Annotated in this window: 15 protein-coding genes; 5 read left to right on the top strand and 10 right to left on the bottom strand. The window is 68.2% G+C overall.

The window, feature by feature from the left end; translation table 11 throughout:
- Positions 1–48: 48 nt before the first annotated feature.
- Positions 49–1344: a hypothetical protein gene (locus AB5I40_RS44460; RefSeq protein ID WP_370936195.1), complete on the bottom strand. Its 1296-nt coding sequence runs from the start codon at positions 1342–1344 to the stop codon at positions 49–51.
- Positions 1345–1555: 211 nt separating this feature from the next.
- Here AB5I40_RS44460 and AB5I40_RS44455 point away from each other — a divergent pair, with 211 nt between their 5' ends.
- Positions 1556–2170 carry a TetR/AcrR family transcriptional regulator gene (locus tag AB5I40_RS44455; protein ID WP_354747169.1) on the top strand — a complete coding sequence of 205 codons (615 nt, stop codon included), beginning with the start codon at positions 1556–1558 and terminating at the stop codon, positions 2168–2170.
- 57 nt (positions 2171–2227) lie between these two features.
- On the opposite strand, the gene AB5I40_RS44450 is transcribed toward AB5I40_RS44455, so the two are convergent.
- The 8 genes from AB5I40_RS44450 to AB5I40_RS44415 form a co-directional block, all read right to left on the bottom strand.
- Positions 2228–3922, bottom strand: coding sequence for a 3-ketosteroid-delta-1-dehydrogenase (locus AB5I40_RS44450; protein WP_370936194.1), 1695 nt, complete (start codon positions 3920–3922; stop codon positions 2228–2230).
- 202 nt (positions 3923–4124) lie between these two features.
- The gene (locus tag AB5I40_RS44445) at positions 4125–4976 is read right to left on the bottom strand and encodes an alpha/beta fold hydrolase (RefSeq protein WP_370936193.1); all 852 of its coding nucleotides are present in this window, start codon (positions 4974–4976) and stop codon (positions 4125–4127) included.
- 61 nt (positions 4977–5037) lie between these two features.
- Positions 5038–5529 carry a flavin reductase family protein gene (locus AB5I40_RS44440; protein ID WP_370936192.1) on the bottom strand — a complete coding sequence of 164 codons (492 nt, stop codon included), beginning with the start codon at positions 5527–5529 and terminating at the stop codon, positions 5038–5040.
- A complete protein-coding gene (locus AB5I40_RS44435) occupies positions 5526–6998 on the bottom strand; it encodes an FAD-dependent oxidoreductase (protein WP_370936191.1) in 1473 nt (490 codons plus the stop codon). The genes AB5I40_RS44440 and AB5I40_RS44435 overlap by 4 nt, the downstream gene beginning before the upstream one ends.
- Before the next feature lie 13 nt (positions 6999–7011).
- Positions 7012–9513, bottom strand: coding sequence for an alpha/beta hydrolase fold domain-containing protein (locus AB5I40_RS44430; RefSeq protein WP_370936190.1), 2502 nt, complete (start codon positions 9511–9513; stop codon positions 7012–7014).
- A gap of 31 nt (positions 9514–9544) precedes the next feature.
- Positions 9545–10477 carry a VOC family protein gene (locus AB5I40_RS44425; RefSeq protein ID WP_370936189.1) on the bottom strand — a complete coding sequence of 311 codons (933 nt, stop codon included), beginning with the start codon at positions 10475–10477 and terminating at the stop codon, positions 9545–9547.
- Positions 10478–10492: 15 nt separating this feature from the next.
- Positions 10493–11677 carry an acyl-CoA dehydrogenase family protein gene (locus tag AB5I40_RS44420; RefSeq protein WP_370936188.1) on the bottom strand — a complete coding sequence of 395 codons (1185 nt, stop codon included), beginning with the start codon at positions 11675–11677 and terminating at the stop codon, positions 10493–10495.
- An 87-nt stretch (positions 11678–11764) separates the two neighbouring features.
- A complete protein-coding gene (locus AB5I40_RS44415) occupies positions 11765–12808 on the bottom strand; it encodes a 2Fe-2S iron-sulfur cluster-binding protein (protein ID WP_370936187.1) in 1044 nt (347 codons plus the stop codon).
- A 236-nt stretch (positions 12809–13044) separates the two neighbouring features.
- On the opposite strand from AB5I40_RS44415, the gene AB5I40_RS44410 reads away from it, so the two are divergent.
- The 4 genes from AB5I40_RS44410 (at position 13045) to AB5I40_RS44395 (ending at position 15909) form a co-directional block, all read left to right on the top strand.
- Positions 13045–13431: a nuclear transport factor 2 family protein gene (locus tag AB5I40_RS44410; protein WP_370936186.1), complete on the top strand. Its 387-nt coding sequence runs from the start codon at positions 13045–13047 to the stop codon at positions 13429–13431.
- Positions 13432–13520: 89 nt separating this feature from the next.
- Positions 13521–14666: a Rieske 2Fe-2S domain-containing protein gene (locus AB5I40_RS44405; protein WP_370936185.1), complete on the top strand. Its 1146-nt coding sequence runs from the start codon at positions 13521–13523 to the stop codon at positions 14664–14666.
- Complete coding sequence (locus tag AB5I40_RS44400; protein ID WP_370936184.1) at positions 14663–14926, top strand: ferredoxin; 264 nt, start codon at positions 14663–14665, stop codon at positions 14924–14926. The genes AB5I40_RS44405 and AB5I40_RS44400 overlap by 4 nt, the downstream gene beginning before the upstream one ends.
- 158 nt (positions 14927–15084) lie before the next feature.
- A complete protein-coding gene (locus AB5I40_RS44395) occupies positions 15085–15909 on the top strand; it encodes an IclR family transcriptional regulator (protein WP_370936183.1) in 825 nt (274 codons plus the stop codon).
- Between the two features lie 36 nt (positions 15910–15945).
- Here the strand turns inward: AB5I40_RS44395 and AB5I40_RS44390 are convergent, their stop codons facing one another.
- Complete coding sequence (locus AB5I40_RS44390) at positions 15946–16680, bottom strand: SDR family NAD(P)-dependent oxidoreductase (RefSeq protein ID WP_370936182.1); 735 nt, start codon at positions 16678–16680, stop codon at positions 15946–15948.
- Positions 16681–16784 lie beyond the last annotated feature (104 nt).

Raw genomic sequence — 16784 nt, 5'->3', positions numbered from 1 at the left:
CAGTAAACAGGTTTCATCACCTTTGGGGTCGAATCAGGGCTGAGCGAATCAGCGAGAGGTCGCGTGGCGGGGGTGGCCGCGGTGGTTCGTGTCCCGGGCGGACCGGCGCGGCGGTCCGTATCCGGCCAGTCCGGCCCGGTAGAGGCCGTGGACGACTTGCCGGTCCGCTGCCGTTTCCAGTTCGTCGCGCAGCGCGCCGCTGCGCAGGAGGACGTCCGGGCCGAGCAGTCCTTCGACGGTGGCCAGAGCACCGGCCGCATCGCCGTGATCGAGCCGGGCGCGGACGTCCACGAGGCTTTCCGGAGACCGGTGCGCTTCGTCGATCGCCCGCAGGCACGGCAATTCGGGGCCGCCCAGCGCGCCCAGGAGTTCTTCGCGGCGAATTTCGCCGGGGTCGTGGTCCAGCGGGACGAGCACGCCGTTCACCACGCCGATGCGATGCGTGGCGCCACGGCATTCGACGAGGCGGGAATTCCCTGGTGCGGTGGGATTCCGTGCCGCGCCGGGTCGATGACGGGGGCGAAGTGCCGCTGCGACAAGCGGATGCAGCTGGTCGACGTCGAGCAGCCCGGCGTGGAGCAGCTCCAGGTCGGGCAGGACCCAGGTCGCGGCGTCGGGCAGCACGGGTGCCGCGCGGGTCCGGTCTCCTCCGAGGTCCAGCATCAGCCGGTGCCGGGAGGTGAGCCGTACCGCGACGAGGCCGTCCGTGCGCCCCTCCGCGCGCAGCAGCAACGCCGCCTCGGCCATCCACCGGTCGACCGCACAGGGGCCGACTCCTTCCGGGAGCTGGAAGGCGTGCTCGCGTGGCGGCCATCGTCCCGACCGTTCTCGCAGCTCGCCCGCCCTGCGCACGTCCCACAAGTGACGGTGCAGGTCGAGGCGATACCGCCGGTCGGGATGCGGATGCGGATGAAGCCCGGCCGCGCGCTGGGACGGCGACCACAGCGCGAGACTGATCCGCTGACCGGCATCCGCCCAGGCGGGCGGCGTGCGCGCGACGAGGTGTATCTCGGCTGCGGCCGGACCATACCGGGCCAGGGACACCGTGAGTCCTGGCCGGAGCAGGCCGTCCGGGGCGATTCGCGGGAAGTGCCAGCGAAGCAGGTCAGGAGCGAGATGCCGCAGATCGGCGCGAATCTGTGCCGCCAGCCAGCCGCCATGGGTGCGGCTGATGGCCCGGAGGTTCAGATCCACGTCGACGCGCGCCGCGGCGCAGGCCCCGGCCCAGTCGCCCGCCGCGCGGCGGGCTGTCGCTGACTCGATCATCGACGGCGGCACGGCGAATTCGCGCACGCGCGCCCAGAAAAGGAGGCGAAGATTCTCGTTCGCGGGCAAAGGATGCATCAGCACTCACCTTTGGCGAACGGAACCCCCGATCTGTACGAGTAGGTGCTCATCACGATCAGCGTAGCAGGATCGGCGCCGGCACCGCTGGGACGTGTCATATTCTGACACCCGCGGCCGTAGCGCGCGTTGTTCCGCAGAGTGGTCAGCGGGCATCACGAAGGGCGTCCGCGCGGCTACGGTCCATGAACGCGACAGGGAGGGAGTCCTGGTGACGGAACCGAAACGGCAGACCCTCACCGAGCGCCGGGCCGAGGAGCTGCGCATGAGCATCGCGCTCACGGCGCGGGACCTGTTCGTGGCCGAGGGCGACACGTCGGTGACCGTCGAGCGGATCTGCGAGATCGTCGGGATCAACCCGCGGACGTTCCACCGGCACTTCCCGGTCAAGGAGGACGTCCTGATGCCGCTGCTGCGCCGCAGCGAGCGCGTGATCGTGCAGGGCTTGGAGGACGCGCCGGACGACGCGGACCCGATCGAGGTCTTGACGACCGCCCTCACCACTGAGCTGAACCGGCGGCAGGTGCCCGAGTACGACCACCAGATCATGACCCTGATCGTCAACACGCCGCAGTACCGGCTTCGGTTTGTGGAGTGGTGCGAGGGGCTGAGCGAGGCGGTCACACGGTTTTTGGCGCGGTATTACGAGCTTGACCCGGACCCGTTCCTGCGCGAGCTTCCGGCGTTGCTGGTGATTCAGACTATGCGGCATTCGCTGACGCGGTGGGTGCAGAGCGGGGGGTCTGACGACTTCAGCGACATCGAGCGGTGGGATTCGCGGGGGTTGCGGATGGCGTTGAGCGGGTTGACTCGGCTCGCCAAGTAAGTCCTTTGTGGACCGGGCGGGAGTCGTCGAGTGACTCCCGCCCGGTCTTGTTGAAGGTTACGAAGACGCACCGGCGGCGTGCATTGCGGCGATGTAGCCGTACACGACGCCCTGTCCGATTGTCGCGCCTGCGCCTGGGTATGACGTGCCGAAGGCGTTGGCCGCGGTGTTTCCGATCGCGTACAAACCATCGACCGCTTCGCCGTTCTCGCGCAGGACTCGGGCGTGTTCGTCGGCGACCAGGCCGCCGCAGGTGCCTAGGTCGCTCAGGACTACCTTGACCGCGTAGTACGGGGCGCGGCGCAGCGGGGCCAGGTTCGGGTTGGGGCCGATGGTGGGGTCGCCGTAGTAGCGGTCGTAGGCGCTGTCGCCTCGGCCGAAGTCGGGGTCTTTTCCAGCGGTGGCCTGCGCGTTGAATTGCTGGAAGGTGTTCTCGAACTCAGCCGCGGGCACGCCTATCGCGGCGGCGAGGGTGCCTAGGTTTTCTGATTTGTGGGCGATTCCGGCTCGGTACCACGAGTCCGGGAGGGGCTGCCGAGGGAAGCAGCGGCCGGCCATGATGTAACTGTCTCGGTAGCGTTGGTCGAACACCAGCCACATTTCCTCGACCGGGGTTCCTGCCCGTTCGCGGGCGAGGATTTCCTGGCCGAAGGACATGTAGTCGATCGCCTCGTTGATGAACCGTTTTCCGTTCTGGTCGACGATGAACGAGCCTGGCAGCGAGCGTTCGGCCAGCATGACTGCCGGGGCACCGCCTGGGACGGGGGCGAATGCCGGGAACCACCAAGCCTGGTCCATCAAAGCGGTGTCTGCGCCGAGTTCCTGGCCGGCGAGGATGGCGTCGCCGGTGTTTCCTTCCGAGCCTAGGCTGGCGTGGTCGCCTAGTCGTGGCGACTGGAACTTGTGTCGTGCCTCGATGTCGTGGTCGAAGCCGCCTGCGGCGAGGACTACGCCGCGTCGGGCTTGGACGGTGACCTCCTTGTCTCCTTGCCGTAGCACGGCGCCGGTGACTCGGTCGTTGTCTTGGAGCAGGCGAATCAAGGTCGTTTCTGTCCACACGGGAATGCCTGCGCGCAGTACGCCTGCGAACATTCCGGCGGCAAGGGCTTGGCCGCCTGCCAGGTAGTCGCGGCCGATTAGCATGCCGCCGATGCCCAGCGCGGCCCGGGCGAAAATGCGCGGCAAGGCCTTGAGCGGCTTGCGGGCCACCAGGTTCATCCACTTGTAATCGGCGCCGGTTACCGGCATCGGGACTGGGGCCTCCATTACGCCGGGGCGCAGCCGGGGACGCTCGTCGCCGAGCACGGAGGCGTTGAAGGGGCGGCATTCGCAGGTTCGGCCTTCTGGGCGGCCGCCTGGTTTTTCGGGGTGGTAGTCGGAGTAGCCCTTGGCCCAGAAGAATCGCATGGGGGTGGTGCGGCGGAGCATGTCTACGGCGGCGGCGCCGTGTTTTAGGTAGGCGCGGGCGCGTTCGGGTGGGGCTGAGTTTCCGACTACTGCGTTTAGGTAGGTGGTTGCGTCGGCTGCTGCGTTGGGGCCGGTGTCGGGCAGGGTGGGGTTTCCGGGGATCCAGAACGCGCCGCCGGAGCGGGCTGTTGAGCCGCCTACGTAGGTGGTTTTTTCTACGACGAGGGTGTTGAGGCCGCGTTCGTGGGCGGCCAGGGCTGCGGCTAGGCCGGTGCCGGAGCCGATTACCAGGAGGTCTACGGTTTTGTTTTTGGCTGGTGTTGGGGTGGGGACTTTGTTTTTCACGTTGCTCCTGTGTTTTTGGCGCCGACTTCGTCGTCGCGGGCGGGATCGCTTTTATGCCGGCGTTTGGGGGCTGCCCGGCGTGACGGGCCTTCGGCCTATCACGCCGGGCAGCCCCCAAACGCCGGCGCGATCCCGCGTGGTGGGCAAGTTGGGTTTGCCGGGCCGGGCGCGGGGCAAGTTGCGCTTGAGGGGCTGGGGAGCGTCAGCGGTTTAGGAATGCTAGGACGGTGGATTCCCAGGCGGCCTTTTGCTCGATCATGACCCAGTGGCCGCAGTTCGGGAAGATGTGGATTTCGCCCTGTGGCAGGGTGCGCATGGGGAGCAGGGACATGTCGATCGGGCTTACGCGGTCGTCTCGGCCCCAGGTGATCAGGGTTGGGGTGGTCAGGCGGCGCAGCTGCGCCCAGGCGGGGGTTTCTGCGTTGCGTGCCGTGGCGGCCATGCTGGCTAGGGCTGCAGTGCCGTACATGCGGCGGGAGTTTTCCAGGGTGGCGGGGTCTGTTGCTTGGGTCCAGCGTTCCTCGATCAACTCTTCTGTGACCATGGTTTGGTCGTAGACCATCGAGCGCAGCCAAGCGATTAGGGCGGCGCGGGTGGGGTTTTCTACGAATTCGCTCAGGCGGACGATGCCTTCTCCTGGTTGGGAGCTGAAGATCGGGGTGCCGATGCCGCCGATTGTGACCAAGCGTTCGACGCGTTCGGGGGACGCTAGGGCGAAGTCCGTTGCTACGAAGCCGCCCATGGAATTGCCGATCAGGCGCACGCGGTCCAGTGAGAGACCGTCTAGCAGCGCGCGGACGGCGGTGCTGGCGGACTGCATGGGGTGGGCGGCGCCGAAATCGTCGCTGACGCCGAAGCCTGGGAACTCCAGCACGATGGTGCGGTAGTGCGGGGCGAAGGTGGGCAGGTTGGCGCCGAAGTTGCGCCAGCCTGTCACGCCGGGGCCGGAACCGTGCAGCAGCACCAGCGGCGGGCCGTCGCCGGCTTCGCGGTAGCGCAGGACGCCGTGTTCGGTGGGGAGTTCGCGGAGTTCGGGAGCGGATTCGGCGGTCATGGCTCGACTTTGCCAGCGGGATCGGTGCCGGTCGGGCGGACTTCCCGATCAGCGGACGCTCTCAGGCGGGCACGTTGATGCGTCCGTAGCGGCCGCGGAAGAAGACCAGTGGCTCTTGGTCCGACGAGTGCAGGTGCCGAACCCGGGAGACGACGATCGTGTGGTCGCCCGCCGCGTGTTCGGTGTCGAGTTCCGCTTCGATCCAGGCCAGGGAATCGGTGACCACCGGGGCGCCCGAAGGCGACGGTGTCCAGTCGATTCCGGCGAACTTGTCGACACCGCGAGCCGCCAAGCTCCGGCACACCGCTTCCTGGGATTCGGACAGGATGCTGATCGCGTAGCAGCCCGCGGCACGCACTCGTGGCCACGACGTGCTGGTCGCGGCCACGCAGAACGCGACCAGCGGCGGGTCGAGCGACACCGACGTGAACGAGTTCGCCGCCAGGCCGACCGGTGCGCCCGTGTCCGGGTCGATGCCGGTGATCGCCACGACGCCGGTGGCGAAATGGCCCAGGACGGTCCGCATCCGCGTGGGGTCCGACGGGTTGGTCATTCGACTTCTCCTTTAGCCGCGGCGAGTCCGGCCCGGCGGCCGTAGAAGCTGCCGTCTCCTAGTGAAGCGCCGCTGACGTAGCCGCCGGTGCAGATGCCTGCTGTACAGCGTCCGGCGGCGAACAGGCCCGGGATTGGCGCGCCGGATACGTGCAGGACCCGGGAGTCCAGGTCGGTCCGCAAGCCGCCCAGGGGGAATCCGGCGGTCGCGCCCCGTAGGTCGAAGGCGGCGACTGCGCCGGTGAGCGGACGCAGCCACTCTGGTTTCTTGCCGAACAGCGGGTCTCGGCCAAGCGCGGCATAGGTGTTGTAGAACTCGACTGTGGTCTGCAGCGCCAGTTCCGGCAGGCCCATGTCGGCCTCTAACTCGGCGACGGTCTCGGCGGCCCAGGTTGGCGGCACGCGGAAGATCGGCGTTGCGGTTTCGGTCGCGAGGGCTTCCTCGTGTGCGCGTTCGTCGATCACCAGGAAGGCCTGGTTGTCTTGGTGGAACAGGGTTGCCTGGCCGATCCGGCCGGGATAGGTGTCTTCGGTGACGTAGCGCTGGCCCTGGCCGTTGACGAGGATGCCGCGCGCCAGCATCTGCGGGTCGCCGAAGAAGGCGACTTCGGTGGCGTCCATGTGCGCGGTCGCCGCGCCGAACGCGGTGGCGGCCAGGATGCCGACGCCGTCGTGTTCCTCGATAGCAGCACCGGGACGGCCGATCAGCCGCGGTGCGTGATCGGCGACCATCTGCTCGGAGTAGGCGAATCCGCCGGTCGCCAGCACGACGCCGAGGTCCGCCCGGACGGCGATCTCGCGGCCGTAGCGCCGGGCAAGCACGCCGACGACTCGCGAACCGTCCACGATGAGACGGCTCAGGCGGACGTCGTAGGAAACCCGCACGCCGAGCGCTTCGGCGGTCTCGGCGAGCGGCTTCATCAGCATGTAGCCGCCGCCCCGCTCCCCCGTGCGCTTGTCGCGCATCTGCGGCACGTGTCCGCGTGGTGCGGGGCTGGCGACGGCGTTGAACGGAGCCGCGTTCTCGCCGCCGGAGTAGGCCAGGCCTTCATCGTGCGGCGGTTCCCAACCCGGTTCGTCCCAGAGCGCTTCGCGAAACGGCACGCCGTTGCCGACGAGCCAGTCGTAGTGTTCCAGGCTGCCGCGGCAGTAGTCGGCGATCTTGGCCGCATCGGCGCCCGGGCCGACGGCCGCGAGCAGGAACTTCTCCATGTTCTCCGCCGTGTCCTCGAACCCGAGGGCGCGCTGGAGCGGAGTGCCGCCGCCGAGGTACACGAAACCGCCGGCCAGCGCCGCCGCGCCGCCCCAGCCGCTCGTGCGTTCCAGGATCAGCACCTGCGCGCCGGACCTCGCGGCCTCGATCGCCGCGGACACGCCGGCGATGCCGTACCCGGCGACGACCACGTCCGCGGTCTCGTGCCATTCGGTGATGGCGGCGGCCGGGACGGGACGCAGCTTGTCGGTCGTCATGGATCAACCCTTCCTAAGCCAGGAGGTCCCGCATCATCTGCCAGAGCTTCTCGCGCGCGGGTTCGGTCAGGGACAACGCCGGGATCGTCAGGAAGCCGTGGAACAAGCCCTCGAACCGGTGCGCGGTGACTGCTACCCCGGCGTCCCGCAAGCGCGCTGCATAGTCGTCTCCGGCGGTGCACAAGGGATCCAGCTCCGCGGTCGCGACCACTGCGGGAGGAAGGTCCACAAGCGACTCCGCCCGGGTCGGCACCAGGTAGGGGCGGTCGGTTCCGTTCGGTGCGTATTGCGCCCAGTACCACCGCATCGCGGTCTCGGTGTTGTAGTAGCCCTCGCCGTAACGCTGGTAGGACTCGGTGGCGAAATCGTCGTCGATCACCGGGTACAGCAGGACTTGCGCGGCGATGCGCGGGCCGCCGCGGTCGCGCGCCGCGAGGCACACTGTCGCGGCCAGGTTGCCGCCCGCGCTGTCGCCAGCTACGCCGATCCGGGCTGGGTCTCCCCCGTACTCAGCGGCGTGCTCGGCAGCCCAGACCACCGCCGCGTACACGTCCTCCATCGCGGCGGGACCGGGATGTTCCGGGGCCAGCCGGTAGTCGACCGCGATTACCACGGCCTCGACCGCATCGGCCATGGAACGGCAGAACTCGTCGTGGCTGTCGAGGTCGCAGAACACGAAACCGCCGCCGTGCGCGAAGACCACTACCGGAAGCGGCCCCTCATGGTTCGGCGCATAGATCCGCAGGCTCAGGTCACCGTCGGGCCCGGGAATGACGCGATCCTCCGCGATCCGCATCTCGGGCTGGTGCGTCAACGGCGCGCGGCGGGAGCGAATGAGCGCCCGCAACTCCGCGGGATCGTGCTGGGTCACGTCCGGGAAGTCCGCCAGCCCGGCGAGCATCGCCGTCACCTCGGCGACGGGAGCGTCGAGGACGAACCCGCGGTACCCGTCGGACGCGACCTCGTCGCAGATCGCGCGGTACTTGCCGAGCCCTCCGACATACGGCATGAACACCCGGGGTTTGCCGGGGATGTTCGCGCCGAGATACCACGAGTTGGCGGCCGGGAACAACGTCGCCGCCGCGTTGGCGTTGCACGTGGCCACCCATTCCGCGACGGCGTCCTCGCTCGCCTCGATCGTCGTCGCGCGGTGCTCGTCGAGATAGTCCACACAGGACGCGATCCAGTCCACGTGCTGTTCGGCGGTCAGCACCATGTTCGCCAGCACGCTCGGGCTGCCCGGCCCGTTGACGACGAACAGGTTGGGGAATCCGGAAACCGCCAGTCCGAGGTAGGTGCGCGGGCCTGCCGACCATTCTTCGCGCAGCGTGCGCCCGTCCCGGCCGCGGATGTCGATGCGGGCCAGCGAACCGGTCATCGCGTCGAAGCCGGTGGCGAAGATCAGCATGTCGAGTTCGTGCAGACCGCCCGACGTGCGGACACCGTCTGGAGTGATCTCGGTGATCGGCGTGCGCCGGAGGTTGACCAGTTCGACGTTTTCCCGGTTGTACGCCTCGAAATACCCGCTGTCGGTGACGATGCGTTTCGTGCCGATCGGATGGTCGTCCGGGATCAGCTGTTCCGCGATTTCCGGGTCGTGCACGAGTTCGCGGATCTTGGCTTCGACGTACTCGCGCGCGGTGTCGTTGGCCGCGAGATTCGTGGTCTGGTCGGGGAAAGCCTTGGCGAACAGGTATCCCCCGCGCTGCCACCACTGGTCGTAAATCCGGGTCCGCTCGGCGGCGTCGACCTCCAGCGCGCCGCGCGGGTGCGGGCTGTTGGGCGTGCCGCCGCCGCTGATCCGCGACAACCGCCGCCGTTCGGGATAACCGGCTTTGATTTCCGCGATGAACTCGGACGTCAGCGGCCGGTTCCGCGCGGGAATCGAATAGTTGGGGCTGCGCTGGAAAACCGTCACCCGCGCCGCGGTTTCGGCGACGACCGGGATCGTCTGGATTCCCGAAGACCCTGTCCCGATCACGCCGACGCGCTTGCCTTCGAACTCCACACCATGGTGCGGCCAGGCACCCGTGTGGTACAGCTCGCCCGCGAAACTGTCCCGCCCCGGAATCTCCGGCATATTGGTGGTCGACAGAACACCGGTGGCCAGCACGAGAAAACGCGCGCTGACGGTCCGGGCGGTGTCGGTGCTGATCGTCCACCGCCCGGACCGGTCGTCGTAGACCGTCGCCGTCACCCTGGTCGAGAACTCGTACGCCGAGCGCAGGCCGTGCCGGTCCGCGACGTGGCCGAGATACCGCAGGATCTCGTCCTGGGCCGCGAACCGCTCGCTCCACGTCCATTCCTGCTGCAGTTCTTCGTCGAACGAGTAGGAATAGTCGATGCTTTCGACGTCGCAGCGCGCACCGGGATACCGGTTGTGGTACCAGGTTCCGCCCACTCCGGCCGCGCTTTCGAAGCCCCGCACCCGCATTCCGCGGGCACGCAGTTTGTGCACCGCGTAAAGACCGGCGATCCCGGCCCCGACGACGACTGCGTCGAAAGAGTTTTCCACGTTGTTCCCGTCCCTCGGTGCGGCAGGCGGTTCAGGCTTCCACGCGCTCGGCGGCCTTCTGCGCTTCCTTCATTTCCTTCATCCAGAGCCATTCGTGGCCCCAGTAGCTGTCCGCGGTGATTTCCTCGGCGGTGTAATAGGTTTCGTCGACGGGCTGGCCGCCGTAGCCGTACTCGATGTCCCAGCCGCCGGGGACCCGCACGTAGAACGAGATCATCTTGTCGTTGGTGTGCCGCCCGAGCGTGGAGGACACCGGGAAATCGCGCGCCAGCACCTGGTCGTAGGCGCGGCCGACCGCGTCGAGCGAATCGACCTCGACCATGACGTGGATCAGGCCGGGGTCGCGGCCTTCCAGGCTCGGCATGATCGCCAGGCTGTGGTGGCGCTGGTTGACCCCGAGGAACCGGATCCGCAGCGGGCCGGCTTCGGGCGGGCCGGGCATCCGGAACGCGCCGCGCGACAGGAAGCCGAGCGTCTCGGTGTAGAACTCGAAGGACTCGTCGAAGCTGGTGGTCGGCATGACCACGTGGCCGAGGCCCTGCGCGCCGGTGACGAACTTGTGGGCGTACTTGGTCACCACCGGGCTGTGTTCGAGCACCGGCCCGTGGAAAAACTCCAGCGGCGTGCCGCCCGGATCCTTCGCGGAGAAGCCAGCCTCGACCTTGCGCCGGTCCGCGAGTTCCTGCGACATCGGCGTGCACTCCACGCCAGCGTCTTCGAGAGTCGCGCGGAGCCTGCGCAATGCCGGAGCGTCCCGCACTTCCCACCCGACCGCCGTCACCCGATCCGCGTCACCGTGCTCGACGGTGATCCGGGACGGACGCTCGTCCATCCGGAAGTGCAGCGCGTCCTTCTCCTCGCCGAAGCCCGGCGCGAAACCGAGCACGTCGAAGCCGAGTTCGCGCCAGCGCTCCAGGTCGGTGGCGATGACCCGGACGTAGCCGAGTCCCTTGATTTCGCTCATGACGGGGTTCCTTTCTCAGATCATCACGCGCAGGGGCCCCTGCGGGACTTCGACGTTCAGCGACGCCAGCGCGGCGGCGTGGTAGGTGGTGCTGGTGACGTGGATCGCGTGGTGCAGACCGGCGTGCGCGTCCCGCCAGAAGCGCTGCAGCGGGTTGTCCATCCGCAACGCGTTCCCGCCGGCGCGGTCGAAGATCTCGTCGGCGGCGCGGACCGCTCGCCACGCCGCGCGGGCCTGGTCGCGGCGGATCTGGGCGCGGGTGGCGAAGTCGATCTCCTCGCCCCGGTCGACCTTGTCCCAGACCCGGTCCACATTGGACAGAAGCTGCTGGCGCGCGGCGTCGATCTCCGAGGCCGAATCGCTGAGCGCGTGCAGCACGTACGGGTCGTCCTTGACGAGGGTGCCGGTCGCGCCGACGCGGTTGCGCTGGTACTCGACCCCGGCGGCCAGCACGCCCTCGCAAATGCCGATGGTGGCCGAAGTGATGCCCAGCGGGAAGATCGTCGACCACGGCATCTTGTACAGCGTCTCGGTGACGCCGTACTCCCTCGCCGCGGAGCCGTCGATGACTTTGTCCGCGTCCATCACCCGGTACGCCGGGACGAACGCGTCCTTGACCACGATGTCCTTGCTGCCGGTGCCGCGAAGGCCGACGACGTCCCAGGAACCGTCGATGATCTCGTAGTCCGACCGCGGCAGGATCACGTGCATGCTGTGCGGCGGCATCAGCGGCTGGCCGTCCTGGCCGCCGAGCATCGCGCCGAGAAAGATCCAGTCGCAGTGGTCGGTGCCCGACGAGAACTGCCAGCGGCCGTTCAGCACGAAACCGCCGTCCGCCGGAACCGCGACCCCGGCGGGCATGTACGGCGACGCCTGCCAGGTATCGGTGTCCTCGCCCAGGATTTCTTCCTGCACCTTCGGATCCGCGAAGGCCAGCTGCCACGGGTGGACGCCGACGATGCCGCCCACCCAGCCCGCCGAACCGTAGATGCTCGCGGTCTTCATGACCGTCTCGGCGAACTCGCGCGGGTGCGCTTCATAGCCGTTGTACTTCTTGCGCTGCAGCAAACGGATGATGCCCGCCTGCTTGAGCCGCTTGGCCATGTCGTCGGGAAGGCGGCCGAGCGCCTCGCCTTCCTCAGCAGCGGCCCGGAGTTCGTCGGCGATCGCCTCGATGTTGTCGAGCACGGGATTCGGCATGGGGGCTCCTCGATTTTCGCAGTGGGTCGAGCTTGCCAACCAGGAAGCCGGATCGGCCCCGGTCTCCTGATGAGTGGAACAGCGGCCTCAGTACTCGATGGCGATCTCGTCGCTGACCGGTTCCGCCTGGCACGCCAGGATGTAGCCGTCGGCGAGGTCGTCTTCGGTGAGAATCTCGTTGCGCGCCAGGTTCACCTTTCCGTCCGTCAACGCGCAGACGCACGCGCTGCAGGCGCCTTCGCGGCACGAGTACGGCGCGTCGACGCCCGCGGCCAGGAGGGCGTCGAGGAGTTTCTGCCCGGCGTTCCAGGGCACGACGTGGTCCTCCCCGTCGAGCGAGGCCCGCACGGTGCACGCGACCTCGCCGGTCCCGGACTCCGGCTCGTCGGCGAACGGATCTTGCTGCAGGGAAAGGAATCGCTCCGAGTGCACCCGGGTCCCGGGGATTCCGGCGCAGACGTCCGCCGCCAGGTCCATCAACGGCTCCGGACCGCAAAGGTAGACGTCGCGGCCAGCGAACGGACGCAGCAGCACCGTCAACAGGTTCCGACTGGGATAGCCCTGCAGTGACTCCAAGAGGTGGATCACGGTGAAGCGATCGGGAAACTTGCTCTCGAGCGCGGCCAGTTCTCCGGCGAAGATCACCGACGCCTCGTCCCGGTTCGCGTAGATCAGCACGACGTTCCCGCTGCCGCCGAACAGGATCGACTTCGCGATGGCGATCACCGGCGTGATCCCGCTGCCGCCCGCGACCAGCACCGCCGGCTGATCCAGCGACGCGGGCGTGAAGGTCCCGGCGGGCGGGAGCACGTCGAGTTCGTCCCCGGCCGCGACCGTGTCGCACAGCCAGTTCGACCCGTGCCCGCCCCGTACGCGCTTGACGGTGAACTTCATCGCCTCATCGCAGTGCGGCGAACTCGACAGCGAGTAGCAGCGCGCGGACCCCGTTCCGGCGTCCGGGACCCGGACGGTCAGGAACTGCCCCGCGCGGTAGCCGAACGCGGCGTCCCCGACCGGCTCCACGACGAACGAGCGCGCGTCGGCGGTCTCCTCCACGACGTCGGTCACCCGGACCCGCTTGCCGCGCGAACCCGGCGCGGCCTCGCGGCCGGTACTCGTTTCGGTGGACATCCAGCCTCCTGGTCCTCGTCGCCCAACCCGCCGCCCCGGTCCGTGAGGGGAACCCTGAGGGAATCTGATTCCCTCAGGGTTCCCCTCACGGACCTCAGCGCGGGCGGTCCCGGGGAACGGTAGGGCGGGGAAAGGGCGGCGAGGCGGGGGCGTTTCGCTGACTGGGAGACCGGTCGCTTCCCACCAAGCGGTTGCTCGGGCTTTTTCCCGGCCCCGGCTGTGCTTGCATCCCCCGCATGCTGACCATCGACAAGATCACCCAGACCGTCGCTGAGTACGCGCGCCGGCTCGAAGCGGGCGACGCGGCCAAGATCGCCGAGCTTTACGCCGAGGACGCCACCGTCGAAGACCCCGCGGGCAGCGCCGTCCGCAAAGGGCGCGAGGCCATCGCCGCGTTCTACAGCGAACTCGACGGCCTCGCCCTCACCGCCGAACTGCTGACCGTCCGCGCGTCCGGCGACACGGCGGCCTTCCATCTGCGCGTGATCACCACGACCGAGGAGTTCGTCAGCTCGATCGAGCCGATCGACGTCATGACGTTCGACGAACGCGGCCGGATCAAGAGCATGCGGGCGATCTGGAGCCCCGCCGACGTCGTGCACCACCGGCGTTCCAGTCAGTGAACTGTGACCGGGTTCATGGCCCCGGCGCTTGTTAAAACCGGAACGCACCGGACTGACAGCTCCCCACCTACCCTTTTCAGGAGAGCGCGATGACTTCTCTGCAACCGGACGAGATCCGCCTGATCGAAGCGGATTCGGCGCCGTCCCGCTTCGCCCGCGGCTGGCATTGCCTCGGTCTCGTCCGCGATTTCGGCGACGGGAAACCGCACACCGTGCACGCCTTCGGCACGAAACTCGTGGTGTTCCGCGGGGAGAGCGGAAAGATCAATATCCTCGATTCCTACTGCCGGCACCTCGGCGGCGACCTGTCTCAGGGCGAGGTCAAGGGCGACGAGATCGCCTGCCCGTTCCACGACTGGCGCTGGGGCGGCGACGGCCGGTGCAAACAGATCCCGTACAGCAAACGCGTCCCCATGCTCGCCCGCACCCGGGCGTGGACGACCTTGGAACAGGACGGTTTGCTGTTCGTCTGGCACGACCCGGAGGGCAAGAAGCCGACCGAGGAGGTCGCCATCCCGCGCATCGAGGGCGCGGAAAGCGACGAGTGGACCGACTGGCACTGGTACACGACCGTCGTGAACACCAACTGCCGCGAGATCATCGACAACGTCGTCGACATGGCGCATTTCTTTTATGTGCACGGATCGCTGCCGACGTACTTCAAGAACGTCTTCGAAGGCCACGTCGCGACCCAGTACATGAACGGCGACGCCCGCGACGACTACCCCGCGCCCGAGGGACAGCCGAAAATGCTCGGCACCACGTCCGTCGCGTCGTATTACGGCCCGTCGTTCATGATCGACGACCTGACGTATCACTACGAATTCGGCGATCACCACACGGTGCTGCTCAACTGCCACTACCCGATCTCGGCGGATTCGTTCGTGCTGCAGTACGGGATCATCGTCAAGAAGTCGGCGTCGCTGCCGGAGGACGCGGCGATGGCGTCGGCGATCGCGCTCGGCGACTACATCAAGGTCGGCTTCGAGCAGGACGTCGAGATCTGGAAGAACAAGGCCCGGATCGACAACCCGCTGCTGTGCGAGGAGGACGGCCCGGTGTACCAGCTGCGCCGCTGGTACGAGCAGTTCTACGTCGACGTCGCGGACATCCGGCCGGAGATGGTCGACCGGTTCGAGTACGAACTGGATCTCACCCGGCCGACGCAGGCGTGGCACGACGAGGTCGCGGCCAATATCGCCCGGCAGGCCAAGCCGACGGAGACCGCGCCGTGAGCGAACTCAGGACCGACAACCGGCTCGACGACGTGCCGATGCAGCCGCTGCGGTGCCAGCACTGCGCGGCGCGGCTGCTGGTGCGCAAGAGCACCGTGCACCAGACGAGCCTGCAGTGGAACGCCGAGGCCGTCGAAGCCTGCGCGGAACTCGGCACGTCGCCGATGCCGGGACCCGCGCTGGCCGGATGCTCGCGGCTCAAGGAGTCCCTCGAGGCCGAAGTCGCCGCCGGACGGCTTCGAATCGTCCAGACAGTGTGACCGCGCAGGTGCGCCGTGCCCGGTTTGCCCGGACACGGCGCACTTCTCTGTCCGCGAGCCGGTTTACAGCCGAGCGTCGATGCGCCTACACTCCGATGTGTCAGATTCTGACAGGTAGTCTCAATCTGACACACGCAGTCTCTGGAGGTGGTGTTGCAATGGCGCACATCGAGGAAGCCCCCGCGGCGATGATCGACCGCGTCGCGTCGCTGCTGGAGTCTTTCGTGGGCGAACGGCCGCTGACCCTGGCCGAACTCGCCCGCCGCTCCCACGTCCCGCGCTCGTCCGCGCACCGGATCCTGCAGCGGCTGGTCGAACTCGGCTGGGTGGAGCGCAAGGAGTTCACCTACACGCTGGGCGTGCGAATGTTCGAGCTCGGCTCGCAGTTCACCCGCCGGCGCACCGTCCCGCGCGCCGCCGTCGCGGTCATGGCCGAGCTGCACCGGCGCAGCGGGCTGACGGTGTACCTGAGCATGCTGGTCGGTTCCGAGATCATGCACCTCGAACGGATCGGCTCGTGGCCGTCCGCCTCCGGGCAATGGAGCGCCGGAGCCCGGCAGCCGGTCCCGCTGACCGCCCCCGGCCGGGCTCTCCTCGCCACCCTGTCCCCCGATCATTGGCCCGAGCTGCATTTCGGCCACGCGCCCACGCAGTACTCCATCCAGTCGCGCAGCCAGCTCCTGCGCGATCTCGCCCGGGTCCGCGACCGCGGGGGTGTGGCGGTGGACGCGCAGGGCACCCATCACGGCGTGACTGTCGTGGCCGCTCCGATCACCACGATGGACGACGATGGGCACTTCGCGCTGTCGGTGTGCGGGCCTACCCGGGCGCTCGATCTGGTCTCCACGATCACCGAGGTGCGCAATGCCGCCGCTACCGTGTGGCGGGTCGCCAATGGGGTCCCCACGCTGCGTCCTCGGGCGGTTCCGGAGCTTCCTGCGGTTGAGCTGCAGCTGGCCAATGGCGGGCCTGCCGCCGGTTAGCCGGCCCTCGTTGCGGAGGGCCGGCCAGCCTGGTCGTCAGGCAGTTTGGCCGCCGTCGATCACGAAATCCTGCCCGGTGCAGTAGCTGCTGGCGTCGCTGGCGAGGAAGGCCACCAACGCGGCCACCTCAGCCGTCGTGCCGGGACGCGGGATTGGCTGACCCGCCACCGCGCCGCCGCCCGCGCGGGTCGTTTCGGAGATCATCTGCGTGTCGATCGCGCCCGGGCAGACACAGTTGACCCGGATGCCGAACTCGCCAAGCTCCTTCGCCGCGGATTTGCTCGCCCCGCGCAGTCCCCATTTCGAAGCGCTGTATCCCAGCCCGCCCGCGAAACCCGTCAACCCCGCGGTCGAAGCGACGTTGACGATCGAACCACCGCGTTCGCACATCAACGGCAGCACGGCCTGCATCCCGAGCACCGGCCCGATCAGGTTGACGCCCAAGGTTTGCACGAGGTGGTCTTCCTCGAAGCTCTCCAACGGCGCCTTGCGGTAGAACCCAGCATTGTTGACGAGCACGTCGATCCGGCCGAACTCGGCGCGCACACGTTCCATCGCGGCAGCCCAGTTTTCCTTGCTGCGCACGTCCAATCCGACGGAGAGTGTCGCGCCGTCGATCTCTGCCGCCACCGCGGCGGTATCGTCCAGGTCGGCCAGCACGACGCGTGCGCCTAACCGCGCCGCCGTCCGGGCATGCTCAGCTCCTTGCCCCTGCGCGGCGCCGGTGACGAACACGACCTTGTCCCGCAGCTCCACCAGCTGATCAGTCAACGTTCCACTTCCCTCGGCTCGGAGTACGCCTTTCCAGCAGGCGCTCGGTCGCGGCGAAGGTACCTTCGCCGGAAGGAAGAGCGGAGTGCATGCGTCGGCTGAGC

It is taken from the genome of Amycolatopsis sp. cg13 (genome assembly GCF_041346965.1).
Classification (GTDB): Bacteria; Actinomycetota; Actinomycetes; order Mycobacteriales; family Pseudonocardiaceae; genus Amycolatopsis.
This window is presented reverse-complemented; position numbering and strand designations above follow the sequence as displayed.